The organism is Tabrizicola sp. TH137, from assembly GCF_002855575.1.
Classification (GTDB): Bacteria; Pseudomonadota; Alphaproteobacteria; order Rhodobacterales; family Rhodobacteraceae; genus Paragemmobacter.
Genome location: NZ_PKRQ01000001.1, coordinates 412,013 through 424,300, shown reverse-complemented (window position 1 = coordinate 424,300; position 12,288 = coordinate 412,013). Strand labels below are relative to the sequence as shown.

The following is a 12,288-nucleotide window of genomic DNA, read 5'->3' as shown; positions in this document are numbered from 1 at the left end:
AGCGGGTGACGGAAATGGCGACCGGGTCGGAACTCAGTTACACAGTCAATCCCAGTGCGATGACCCTGGCGAATGCCATTTTCGGCGATGGCGTCGTGGTCAACAGCGCCTCGGTCGGGGGCGATGCGGTGTCGCGCGCGACCTATTCCAACGGCCAGCGGGCGGCGGGGGTGGTGCCGTCGAATACGGGCGTGATCCTGTCCACCGGGGATGTGCGGGATTTCACGCAATCGAATGGCGATCCGAACCGGAACGCGGGCACTTCGACCAATACGGCGAACGGGGTGGACAACAACGCGCAGTTCAATGCGCTGGCCGGGACGAGTACGTTCGATGCGTCCTGGATCGAGGTGAACTTCACCCCTTCGGGCAACATGATGACGATGCGCTTTGTCTTCGCGTCGGAGGAATATCCCGAGTATATCAACAGCAATTTCAACGATGTGGTCGGCGTCTGGGTGAATGGCCAGGCCGTGCCGATGGTGGTGAATGGCGGGACGGCCAGCGTCAACAACATCAACGGGGCGACGCAGCAGAACCTGTTCGTGGACAACACGACTGACGCCTATAACACCGAGATGGACGGGTTCACGGTGACCCTGTCGCTGTCGATCCCGGTCAATTCGGGGGTGCAGAACACGATCCGCATCGGGATCGCGGATGCGGGGGATGCGTCCTATGATTCCAACCTGCTGATCGCGGCGGATTCTCTCCAGACTTCGACGGTGGCGCGGCCGGACACGTTTCAGGTCGATCCGGGGGAATCATCGACGATCAACGTCCTTGCCAATGACACCACGACGCAGGGCACGCTGACCATTACCCATGTGAACGGCCAGCCGGTGGTGGCGGGGCAGACGATCACGCTGGCCTCGGGCGAGCAGATCACGCTGAACGCCAATGGCACCTTCACCGTGGCGGCGAATGCGACGGTGGAGACCCAGACCTTTACCTATACCATCTCGAACGGGGTGGGCGGGACCGATGTCGGGATGGTGACCCTGAACATCGTGCAATGCTTTGTCGCGGGGTGCCGGGTCCTGACGCCGCGGGGGCTGGTGCCGGTGGAGGCTGTGGAGCCGGGCGATCTGGTGCTGACGCGGGATGACGGGGCGCAGCCGGTGCGGTGGATCGGGCGGCGGCGGGTGGCGGCGCTGGGGGATTTCGCGCCCATCGCCTTTGCCAAGGGGGCGCTGGGGGATCATGGCGCGCTGCGGCTGTCGCCGGAGCATCGGGTGCTGCTGACCGGCGCGCGGGCGGAGCTGCTGTTCGGCGAGGAGGAGGTGCTGGTGGCGGCCAAGCATCTGGTGAATGACCGGACGATCCGGCGGCAGGCGGGCGGCGAGGTGGAGTACCTGCATCTGATGTTCGACCGGCATCAGGTGATCTGGGCGGAAGGACTGCCCAGCGAAAGCTTTTTCCCCGGCGCGACATCCCTTGCCGGGCTGGAGGCGGGGGTGCGGTCGGAGCTTTGCGCGCTCTTTCCCGAAATCGACCCGAAAACCGGGGCGGGATACGGGCCGACGGCGCGGCGCGTGTTGCGCGCCTTTGAGGCAGAGGTCATGATGCGCGGAGTTCCCATAGACGACGCCGCATGACGTGACCCGCTGGATCGCCCTTTCCGACCAGACCACCCCCCCGGCCGGGCCGGATCAGGGGGTCTTGCCGCGTGGTCTGCTGGTGCTGGAGATCGACCTGCCGCTGGCGGGGGCGGCCGTTCTTCTGGACCTGCGGGCCGGGGCGGGGGAGGGCGAGGTGGCGCTGTCGCTGTTCCATGATCTGGGGGCGGGGATTGCGCTTCTGCATCGGCAGGGGGGGCAGGTGCTGCGCCATGTGCTGCCGGGGCCTTTGCCGCAGAGGCGGGGCGTGGCGCGGCTGAGCTTTGGCTGGGATGTGGCGGCGCGGCGCTGGTCGCTGGCGCTGGAGCAGGAGGGGCGGCGGGTGGCGGCGGAGGGGACGCAGGCGCTGCCGCTGCGCTGGGATGATGTGCAGGCGCTTTGTGCGGGCGGGCCGGGGGTGATGCGGCATCCGGCGGTGCTGTGGTTCGGGGTGACGGAGGGCGCGGCGCTGCCCGGGCCGCTGGCCTGGCTGGGCATGATGACGCCGGTCGAGACGCCGCGCGGCGTGGTGACGGCGGGCGCGCTGAAGCCCGGTGACCGGGTGATGACGCGCGACAATGGCGCGGTGCCGGTGTTGGGCGTGACGCGGCTGCCGGTGCCGAGCCGGGGGAGCCTTGCGCCGATCCGGCTGCGCGCGCCCTATTGGGGGGAGACGGGGGATATCCTCGTGTCGCCCGATCAGGCGGTCGGGGTGGCGGGGCCGGAAGCGGAATACCTGTTCGGAGACGAGGAGGTGCTGGTTCTGGCGCGGCATCTGGCGGATGGGCAGATGGCGGTGGCCGACAGCCGCCGCGCGGTGGCGATGGGCGTGGTGCTGGATCTGGGCACGGCGGAGCTGATCATGGCGGATAGCTGCGTGCTGGCCACGGCGGGACCGGCGGGCCAGCCCTGCGGGCGGCGCGTGCTGGATGCCTATGAGGCGCAGTCGCTGCGCGCGTCGCTGTTGCGGTCGCAGCGCCGCGCGGTCTGAGGCGGGGCGGGGGATCAGTCGTAGAAGGGCGTCATCTGCGCGACGATGACGGAGTTTTCGTCAAGCGCGCGCTGCATGAGGGCGCGTTCCTCGGCGTCGATCTCGTCGCCGGCCTTCAGCCGGTCGTCCAGCGTGCCGTAGCCCGAGACATCGAGCGGGGCGAGATCGGCCTGTTTCAGGATGGCGACGGTTTCCCGCACTGCCTCTTCTTCATCCACCCCGGAGGCGTAGCACATGAGCGCGGCACCGGTCGCCTTGTCGGGGAGGCCGTCGCCGGGTTTGCGGCCGACCTCGACCACAAGGGTATAGACCTGCTGAGGCCGCTTTTCGCGCCGGGGGGGTGGGGTGTCGGTCATGGCAGGCCTCGTTCGGGGATGCGGGGCAGCGATAGCATCCGCGGCGGCCAAGCGCAAAGCGGGAGGAGGGATAAGACGGGCGCGGTTCCGGTCGTTGTCACGTAGCAAGCGAAGACCGGGAGTTCGGAACCATGGCCAATGAGGCGCTTCAGATCGCATCCGCCGATGCGACGCAGATGGCGGAAACCATCTTTGGCGAAGGGGTGAAGATCGTTTCGGCCAGCTATACGGGGCAGGCGGATCAGGCGGGCATCTATTCCGGCGCCGACAAGACCATGCCGGGGGTCGCGCCATCGGATACGGGGTTGATCCTGTCCACCGGGCGGGTGGCGAGCTTTTCGCGTGGCGGGGCGGATGCCAACACCTCGGAAGGGACGACGACGAATTTCGGCGGGGCGGGTGACGATGCCCTGAGCAAGATGGTGGGTCAGCAGACCTTTGACGCGGCGGTGTTCGAGACGGTCTTCGTGCCGACGGGCGACATGCTGTCGATGCAGATCGTCTGGTCTTCGGAAGAATACCTGGAATATGTGAATTCGGGCTTCAACGATGCCTTTTCCGTCTGGGTGAACGGGGTTCCTGCGGAACTGGTGGTGGGGCGCGGCAACATCACCATCGACGACATCAACAACAAGACGAATTCCAACCTCTATGTGGACAACCCGGCCGCATCGAACACCTACAATACCGAGATGGACGGGTTCACCGTCACCCTTACGCTCAAGGTGCCGGTTGTTGCGGGGAAGGAAAACAGCTTTCGCATGGCGATTGCGGATGCGGGGGACGGGGCCTTTGACTCGGCGGTGCTGATCGCGGCGAATTCGGTGCAGGTGGCCCTGATCGCGCAGGATGACGACCTGACGATCCGCAAGGGCGAGATGGGCGAGATCGACGTTCTGCGCAACGACATGTCGAGCTGGCCCGAGACGCTGACCATCACCAAGATCAACGGCGTGGATGTGCTGGAGGGCGACAGCGTGAAGCTGCCCTCGGGCGAGACGATCACGCTGAAGGGCGGGCGGCTGTATGTGCAGTCGGTGAACAGCCTTGAGGACCAGGTGCTGACCTATGAGGTCACCGATGGCATGGGCAATACCGACGTGGCCTTTGTCCGGATGACCATGATCGCCTGTTTCACCGAAGGCACCCTGATCGACGTGCCGGGGGGGCGCGTGGCGGTGGAGCGGCTGGTGCCGGGGGACCTTGTGCTGACGCGGGATCACGGGGCGCAGGTGCTGCGCTGGGTGGGGCGGACGGTGCGGGCGGCGATGGGGGCGGATGCGCCGGTGGAGATTGCGGCGGGGACGCTTGGCGATCACGGGACGGTGCGGCTGTCGGGGAACCATCGCGTGCTGGTGACGGGGGCGCGGGCGGAACTGCTGTTCGGCGAGGCGGAGGTTCTGGTGAAGGCCAAGCATCTGGTGGATGGTCGGGCGGTGCGCGTCGTGGAGGGCGGGGAGGTGGCCTATCTGCATCTGCTGTTTGACCGGCATGAGGTCGTGAAGGCCAACGGGCTGGATTGCGAGAGCTATCATCCTGCCACGCTGGCCGGGTTCGATGCGGAGGTGCAGGAAGAGCTGTTGCGCCTGTTCCCGGCGTTGCGCGGCGATGCGGCGGCCTACGGGCCGCTGGCGCGGCCGGAGGTCACGGCGCGGGAGGCGCGGCTTCTGGCCGGGTGAGGGCGGCGGCGCCGGTTGGCAAGGCCGTTGACCGCAGGCGGTGGGAGGCGCAGGCTGAGGCGTCTGGTGTTGTATCGGTATCGGGAGGGTTTCCCATGATGCGAAGATCGTTTTTTCCCTGTCTTGCGCTGCTGTTGTCGGGCTGCATCGACATGGATGTGACGATGGATTTCCGGGATGCGGAAACCGTCGAGATCGTCATGGAGACAGCCATGGCGCGGGAATTCCATGACATGATCGAGGGGCAGGGCGGCGGCCCCTGCGAGGGTGTGGTGCCGGAGATCGGGCCCGAGGAGGTGCGCTGCATCTCGCGCGAGACGATGACCATCGCGGCGCTGCTGGAAAAGCAGGCCGAGGCGGCAGAGGCGCGGATGGAGGCGGAGGAATTCTCGGTGGTGGAGCGGCTGGACGAGAACCGGCTGCGGGTGACGCTGGATCTGGCCCAGATGCTGGAGGGGCGGCCGCCGCCGGAGGATATGGAGGGGATGGGGCGCATGGTGAAGGCGGCGCTGGCGGGGCGGGATTTCGTGTTCCGCGTGCGCGGCCATGCGATCGAGGAGACGACGGGAACGCTGTCGGAGGATGGGCGCGAGGCGGTGACGGTGATCCCGATGGCGCGCTTTCTGGACCCCGCGCCGGATTTCGGGCCGGCCTTCGTGGCCGTGGTGCGGCTGGAAGAGGTCTGCGTGCTGTGGGTGTTCTGTTCCTGAGGGGGGCGGGGCAGGCCGCGTTTCGCTGCGGTCTTGCTGCGCAGCAAAGGGGCGGAATGCTGCGGTTTTCGCTGCGCAGCAATCTTGCGTTTTCAGAGGGTTAGTTGGTGAGCAGGCTGTAGGTGGCGGCAGTTTCGCCGCGGTTGGTGACGGTGATTGTGAAAGTCGCGTTTTCGGCCGGGCGGATGGCGCAGAGCGCGCGGTCGGCGGGGCCGGTGTCGAGGCAGAGGGGCGGCTGGTCCGGCAGGGCGACGGCAAGGTCGAGATCGGCCTTGCCATCGCCCAGAAGGCCGATTTCGGCGGTGGTTCCGGCGAAGAAGGGAATCTGCCAGAGCTGGGTTTCACTGGGGCCGATGCCGCGGCTGGCGCGCAGGACGGTGAGGGTGGGGACGCGCGCCACCTCGGCCGCGGTGCGGGCGGCGAGGTCGGTGGCGAGGTCGTCTTCCTGCGCGAGGGCCTTGGCCGCGGTGAACATGACATCCGCCGTCGGATAGGTGGCGGGGACGGGTTCGCCGGGGGGCGAGGGGATGCGGTCGCTGTCGGTGGCGGTGATGCCGGCGGCGAGGCGGGCGGCGGCGAGGGTGGCGAGCGGGTCCTTGCGCGCGAGGCCGAGGTCGAAGAGGGCGTGGGCGTGCAGGAGTTGCGCCACAGCGCCCGCGTCGCGGGGGGTGGGGGGAGCCGCGTCCTGCGCCGCCGCCGGGGCGGCGAGGAGGAGCGTGGCGAGGAGCGCGGGGAGGGGAATCGCTGTCGATGTCATGCCGCGGACCTTGGCATTGCGGGCGGCGCGGGGGAAGGGGCGGGGGTTCCGCTTCACGCGGCTTTGCGGTTAGGTGGGGTGTGATGCGGAGAGGATGCCCCTGAAGATGCCTGCCATGGATGCGCGCGCGATACTGGAGCGGTTGATTGCCTTTGACACGGTGAGCCATCGGCCCAACCGGGCGCTGATGGATTGGGTGGCGGGGCTTTTGGCCGAGGCGGGGGTGACGGCAGTGCTGATCCCGGATGCGGGTGGCGGGAAGGCCAATCTTTACGCGACGGTGGGGCCTGCGGACAGGGGCGGCGTCATGCTGTCGGGGCATACGGATGTGGTGCCGGTGGAGGGGCAGGCCTGGACCTATCCGCCTTTCGCGCTGACCGAGGATCAGGGGCGGCTGTATGGGCGCGGGACGGCGGACATGAAGGGCTTTGTCGCCTGTGCGATTGCCTGCGTGCTGGAGGCGGCGACGCGGGAGTTGCGGGTGCCGCTGCATCTGGCGCTGTCTTACGATGAGGAGATCGGCTGCATGGGCGTGCGGTCGATGATCGAGATGCTGGAGCGCGCGCCGGTGCGGCCGCGGATGTGCATCGTGGGGGAACCGACGGGGATGGCGGTGGCGACGGGCCACAAGGGGAAGGTGGCCTTGCGGGCGTCCTGCGTGGGGCGGGAGGGGCATTCGGCGCTGGCGCCGCTGGCGCTGAACGCGCTGCATCTGGCGGCGGAATTCGTGGGGGTGCTGCGCGGCGTGCAGGCGCGGGTGGCGGCGGAGGGGATGCGGGACGGGGATTACGACGTGCCTTACACGACGCTGCATGTGGGCAAGATGGCGGGCGGGGTGCAGGTGAACATCGTGCCCAATCTGGCGGTGGCGGATTGGGAGATAAGGTCGCTGGCGGGGGAGGATGTGGAGGGGTTGATTGCCGAGGTGCGCCGCGCTTGCGAGGCGGTGGTGGCACCTTTGCGGGCGGAGTTCCCGGAGGCGGAGATACGGATCGAGCGGTTGTGGGATTATCCGGGGCTGGGGACGCCTTCGGATGCGGGGGTGGTGAATTTCGTCAAGGGCCTGACCGGGGCGAATGGGACGATCAAGGTGGCCTTCGGAACCGAGGGCGGATTGTTCGACGCGCGGCTGGGGGTGCCGACGGTGATCTGCGGGCCGGGGTCGATGGCGCAGGGGCACAAGCCGGATGAATATGTGAGCGTGGAGCAGATGGAGCGCTGCGGGGCGATGCTGGCGGCGCTGGTGGCGCGCTGCGAGGCGGGGTTCTGATGGCGGTGGAGTTGAAGACGCTGGCCGATGTGCTGGCGCTGGATTTCGACGATATCATCGACGTGCGGTCGCCTGCGGAATGGGCGGAGGATCATGTGCCGGGGGCGATCTCGCTGCCCGTGCTGGACGATGCGGAACGCGCGCGGGTGGGGACGATCTACAAGCAGGTGAGCCCGTTTACGGCGCGCAAGATCGGGGCGGCGCTGGTGGCGAAGAATGCGGCGGCGCATCTGGAAGGGCCCTTGGCGGAGAAGCCGGGGGGCTGGCGGCCCCTGGTCTATTGCTGGCGCGGGGGGCAGAGGTCGGGGAGTTTCGCGTCGATCCTTTCGCAGATCGGCTGGCGGGTGGAAGTGGTGCAGGGCGGCTACAAGGCCTGGCGGCGGCTGGTGGTGGATGCGCTTTACACCGATGCCTTTCCGTTTCGGCTGGTGGTGCTGGATGGCAATACCGGGTCGGCCAAGACGGAGGTGTTGAACCTGCTGCCCGCGCGGGGGGGGCAGGTGATTGATCTGGAGGGCTTGGCCAACCATCGGGGGTCGCTGTTCGGGTCGATGGGCGGGCAGCCGTCGCAGAAGGCCTTTGAGGGGCGGTTGGCGCTGGCGCTGGCGCGGCTGGACCCTGCGCGGCCTGTGGTGGTGGAGGCGGAAAGCGCCAAGGTGGGCGAGTGCCGCCTGCCGCCGAAGCTGTGGCGGGCGATGGTGGAGGCGCCGCGGGTCGCCATAGAGGCGCCGCGGCGCAAGCGGGCGGAATATCTGCTGCGCGCCTATGCCGATCTGGTGGCGGACCCTGCGCGGCTGGATGGGGTCGTGGCCTCGCTAGCGCTGGCCCATCCGCGCGAGGTGATTGCGGAATGGCGGGCGATGGTGGCGGCGGGGCGCTTCGTCGATCTGGCCGAGGGGTTGATGGCGCGGCATTACGACCCGCGCTATGGCAAGCATCGGGCGCGGATGGCGGTGCCCTTTACCGAAGTGGCGGTGGAGGGGCTGGACGATCCGGGGGCGATTGCCGACCGCATCGCGGGGCTGGTGGCCGGGTTGTGATGCGGAGCGCCGCGCGAAGGGCGCGGCGCGTTCCTTTTGCCTCGCCTGCGCGGGCTGCGCCGCTTGGCTCAGGGATTTTTTGAGTATTTGAGCCAAGATGAAGGGGAACGGATGCCTCTTCATCTTGGGAAAAATACGCATTCTTGCAACGGTTGCCCGTCAGCGCGCGGTCAGGTGGGGGGGGCCTTCGGTGACGCAGCCGATGATCGCGGCGGGTTCGCCCATGGCGTGGAGGGCGGCGAGGGTGGTTTCGGCCTGATCGGCGGGGAGGGCGGCGAGGAGGGGGCCTGCGGTCTGCGGATCGAAGAGGAGGGCCGTGCGGGCGGTGTCGGGCGCGGTGAGGCGGGCGAGGCTTGCGGCGCGGTTGGCGGGGGCGAGGGTGGAGGCGATGCCCTGGGCTGCCAGCGCCTCGGCCCCCGGGAGGAGGGGGAGGGCGGCGAGGTCGATTGTGGCGGCGGTTTGGGAGGCCTCCATCATCTCCAGCAGGTGCCCGGCGAGGCCGAAACCGGTGATGTCGGTCATGGCATGGGCCTGGGGGGCGAGGAGGCGGGCGGCGGGGCCTTGCGGGCGGGACATGGCGGCCCAGGCGGCGGCGACATGGGGGCCGAGCAGGTCTTGTGTCAGGTGGGCGAGGGCCATGTCGGCGGCCATGAGCGTGCCGGAGCCGAGGGGTTTTGTCAGGAGCAGCGCATCGCCGGGGCGCGCGCCGCCCTTGGTGATGGGGCGGTCGGTGAGGCCGGTGAGGGTGAAGCCGATGGTGAGTTCCGCGCCGATGCTGCTATGGCCGCCGACAATCTCGGCCCCTTCGGCGGTGAAGACGGTGGCGGCTTCCTCCATGATTTCGGCCAGCATGTCGGATTGCAGGGCGGGGGAGAGGCGGGGGAGGGTGATCTGCACCAGTGCCGCCTGCGGGGCGGCGCCCATGGCCCAGATGTCGCCCATCGCATGGATGGCGGTGATGCGGGCCATGAGGCGGGGGTCGTTCAGGCTGGCGCGGAGGTGATCGGTGGTGAGGACCTGCACGCCCTGCCCATGGCGCAGGATCGCGGCATCGTCGCCTGCGCCGGCGATGACGACGGGGCGGGCGGGTTTGGGCAGCGTGGCGAGGGTGGCGGCCAGCGCGCCGGGGCCGACCTTGGCGCCGCAGCCGCCGCAGAGGGGTTTGTTGCCCATCGCCTCGGCCAGGCCGGTGGCGGCGGGATCGGGCAGGCGGCGGGGGGCTGTCGGATAGGCGTCGAATTTCGCCATGAAGGCGCGGTCGATGCGGTCTTTCAGCCACCACAGCGCGCGGCCTCCGGAGCGGAGACCGAACTTGTCGGCTACCGCCTTCTTGCCGCCGAGGGAGACGAGTTTGAGATAGTCGCGCTGGGGGTGGAAGGGGCGGAGGGGTTGGCCTGTCGCCAGGGCGCGCAGGTTGTGGAGCAGGATGGGTGCGGCGCGGACGGCATAGACCCCGGCCTTGGGGCGCGGGGCATGGGTGAGATGGGCGCAATCGCCTGCGGCGAAGATCGCGGGGTCGGAGGTTTGCAGCGTGGGGGAGACGGCGAGGAAGCCGTCATGGAGGGCGAGGCCGGTTTCGGTGAGCCAACCCTGCGGCTGGGTTCCGGCGGTGGAGAGGGTGAAGTCGGAGGGCAGGCGCGTGCCATCGGAGAGGGTGACGTGATCGGGGCCGATGGCGGTGGCGGTGGTGGCGGTGCGGAGGTTGATGCCTTCGGCTGAGAGGCGCGCGAGCAGCGTGGCGCGGGCGCGGGGGCCGATATTGGGGAGCGGCGTGTCGGCGCGTTCCAGGAGCGTGATGCGGGGGCGGCGGCCAAGGCGGCGCAGGCGGTGGGCGGAGGCGAGCGCCAGTTCCACGCCGCCGATGCCGGCGCCGATCAAGGTGAGGGAGGGTTCCGCCGGGGCGGTGGCGAGGAAGGACTCCCACCTCTGGGCGTAATCGCCGAGGGGCTTGGCGGCGGCGGCATGGGCGGTGAAGCCCGGCAGGCCGGGCAGGCCCGAGCCGATGCCGATGTCGAGCGAGGCGATGTCGAAGCGCAAAGGCGGGCGGTTGGCGAGATGGATGCGGCGGGCGGTGGTGTCGATGCCCGTGGCGCGGTCGAGGATCAGGCGGGCCCCGGCGAAGCGGGCGAGGCGGACGAGGTCGATCATGATCTCGTCCCGGCGGTAATGGCCGGCGATGTGACCGGGTAGCATGCCGGTATAGGGGGCGATGGGATTGGGGTCGATCAGGGTGAGGCGCAGGCCGGGGGTCGGGTCCATCGCCCACATGCGCAGGACAAGGGCATGGGCATGGCCGCCGCCGATGAGGACGACATCCTGAACGAGGGGGAAGGGCTCTGGCTGCATCATGGCATGGGTCCGGCTGTCGGGCGGACCCTAGGCCGGATCGGCGGGAATGGCGAGGGGCGGGGATGCGGCGAAGGGTCCGCTGCGCTTGTGGCGCGCTGCGGGGAGGTGTTGTGGGGGGGTGTTGCGGGGGGCGGGCGGGGGGCCTAGGCTGGCGGGCATGTCAACGCGCCAGAGGATCGGGGTTACCACACGGCAGCGGCTGAGCCTGACGGCGGGGCTGCATGCGTCGATCCGCGTGCTGAAGGCGGATGCGGCGGGGTTGACGCGCTATCTGGAGGAGCAGGCGGCGGAGAACCCGGCCTTGATGCTGCGCCCGGCGGCGGCGGGAGAGTGGTTGCCGCGCTGGGACGGCGCGTTGCGCGGCAGCGGCGAGGCATCGGGCGAGAGTCTGGAGCAGGTCGAGGGTGCCGGGCCGAGCCTGATGGCCCATGTCTCGGGGTGGATCGCGCGGCAAAGGCTGCCGGCGGAGGATCAGCGGATCGCGCTGGCCTTGACCGAGGGGCTGGAGCCTTCGGGATGGCTGGGGGTGACGCCCGAGGCAGTGGCGGCGGAGCTTGGCGTGCCGGTGGTGCGGGTGTCGCTGGTGCTGGCGAAGTTGCAACGGATCGAACCGGCGGGGCTTTTCGCGCGGTCGCTGGCGGATTGCCTGCGGCTTCAGGTCGAGGCGGAGGGGATGGCCGATCCGGTTCTGCTTGGCCTGATTGCCAATCTGGATCTGGTGGCGGCGGGAGATGTGGGGCGGCTGGCGCGGAAGCTGGGCGTGGCGGAGGGCGAGGTGCAGGCGGCGCTGCGCCGGTTGCGGCAGATGAACCCCAAGCCGGGGGCGCAGTTCGACATGCAGGCCGCACCGGTGCGGGAGCCGGACCTGATCGCGCGGAAGGGGATGGAAGGGTGGATGGTGTCGCTGAACCGGTCCTCGCTGCCCGAGATTTCGGTCAAGCCGGGGCGGGGCGAGGGGCAGGGTGCGGCGCGGGCGGTGCTGCGGCTGGTGGAGGCGCGCAACGAGACCTTGCTGCGGGTGGGGCGCGAGATCCTGCGGCGGCAGGAGGCGGCGCTGGATCACGGGGCGAGCCGTCTGGTGCCGATGACCATGGCGGATGTGGGCGCGGCCCTGGATCTGCATGAAAGCACGGTGAGCCGGGTCGTGGCGGGGACGAGCGTGGACACGCCCAAGGGGCCGCTGTGGCTGCGGGCGCTGTTTTCCGGGGCGATGGGGGGCGAGGGGGCACCCGACATTTCGGCGGCGGCGCTGCGGGCGCGGCTGGCGGAGATGGTGGCGGCAGAGGACCGGACGCGGCCCCTGTCGGACGAGGCGCTGGTGGTGGCATTGCAGGCGGAGGGCGGGGTGGTGGCGCGGCGGACGGTTTCGAAATATCGCGAGATGATGGGGATTCCGCCCGCGCGGCTGCGCCGTGCGCCGGGAAAGCGGCGCAGGTAGGGCGGAGGGCGACGTGGAAAGGTCGTCTTCGGGGGTGATCTTCGCGGGGTTTCGCCTTAAGTGCCGGGCCTGACAGGTTTCGGCAGGCAGGGCGAGCGGC

General features: G+C 69.4%; 10 protein-coding genes. 7 read left to right on the top strand and 3 right to left on the bottom strand.

The genetic code is table 11. From position 1 onward, the window contains the following. Positions 1-59 precede the first annotated feature (59 nt). Positions 60-1,598, top strand: a complete 1,539-nt coding sequence (locus tag C0V75_RS02120) for a Hint domain-containing protein (protein ID WP_254216348.1) — start codon at positions 60-62, stop codon at positions 1,596-1,598. A gap of 1 nt (position 1,599) precedes the next feature. Further along, the gene (locus C0V75_RS24030) at positions 1,600-2,589 is read left to right on the top strand and encodes a Hint domain-containing protein (RefSeq protein WP_101919242.1); all 990 of its coding nucleotides are present in this window, start codon (positions 1,600-1,602) and stop codon (positions 2,587-2,589) included. Between the two features lie 14 nt (positions 2,590-2,603). On the opposite strand, the gene C0V75_RS02110 is transcribed toward C0V75_RS24030, so the two are convergent. Then, the gene (locus C0V75_RS02110; protein ID WP_101919241.1) at positions 2,604-2,945 is read right to left on the bottom strand and encodes a hypothetical protein; all 342 of its coding nucleotides are present in this window, start codon (positions 2,943-2,945) and stop codon (positions 2,604-2,606) included. 131 nt (positions 2,946-3,076) lie between these two features. On the opposite strand from C0V75_RS02110, the gene C0V75_RS02105 reads away from it, so the two are divergent. Both C0V75_RS02105 and C0V75_RS02100 read left to right on the top strand, forming a co-directional pair. Beyond that, on the top strand, positions 3,077-4,624 hold the full coding sequence (locus tag C0V75_RS02105; protein WP_254216347.1) for a choice-of-anchor L domain-containing protein: 1,548 nt from the start codon (positions 3,077-3,079) through the stop codon (positions 4,622-4,624). 95 nt (positions 4,625-4,719) lie between these two features. Further along, a complete protein-coding gene (locus C0V75_RS02100; RefSeq protein ID WP_101919240.1) occupies positions 4,720-5,334 on the top strand; it encodes a hypothetical protein in 615 nt (204 codons plus the stop codon). A 100-nt stretch (positions 5,335-5,434) separates the two neighbouring features. Here C0V75_RS02100 and C0V75_RS02095 read toward each other — a convergent pair whose 3' ends face one another. Further along, positions 5,435-6,091: a hypothetical protein gene (locus C0V75_RS02095; RefSeq protein WP_143710370.1), complete on the bottom strand. Its 657-nt coding sequence runs from the start codon at positions 6,089-6,091 to the stop codon at positions 5,435-5,437. Between the two features lie 94 nt (positions 6,092-6,185). Here C0V75_RS02095 and argE point away from each other — a divergent pair, with 94 nt between their 5' ends. Together argE and mnmH are read left to right on the top strand one after the other, a co-directional pair. Further along, a complete protein-coding gene (gene argE / locus C0V75_RS02090; protein ID WP_254216346.1) occupies positions 6,186-7,361 on the top strand; it encodes an acetylornithine deacetylase in 1,176 nt (391 codons plus the stop codon). Then, positions 7,361-8,401, top strand: a complete 1,041-nt coding sequence (gene mnmH / locus C0V75_RS02085) for a tRNA 2-selenouridine(34) synthase MnmH (protein WP_101919237.1) — start codon at positions 7,361-7,363, stop codon at positions 8,399-8,401. The genes argE and mnmH overlap by 1 nt, the downstream gene beginning before the upstream one ends. A gap of 159 nt (positions 8,402-8,560) precedes the next feature. Here the strand turns inward: mnmH and selD are convergent, their stop codons facing one another. Beyond that, entirely contained in the window at positions 8,561-10,750 is a 2,190-nt protein-coding gene (selD, locus tag C0V75_RS02080; RefSeq protein WP_371410650.1) for a selenide, water dikinase SelD, read from the bottom strand. Positions 10,751-10,907: 157 nt separating this feature from the next. Here selD and rpoN point away from each other — a divergent pair, with 157 nt between their 5' ends. Further along, a complete protein-coding gene (gene rpoN, locus C0V75_RS02075; RefSeq protein WP_101919236.1) occupies positions 10,908-12,188 on the top strand; it encodes an RNA polymerase factor sigma-54 in 1,281 nt (426 codons plus the stop codon). Positions 12,189-12,288: the final 100 nt, after the last annotated feature.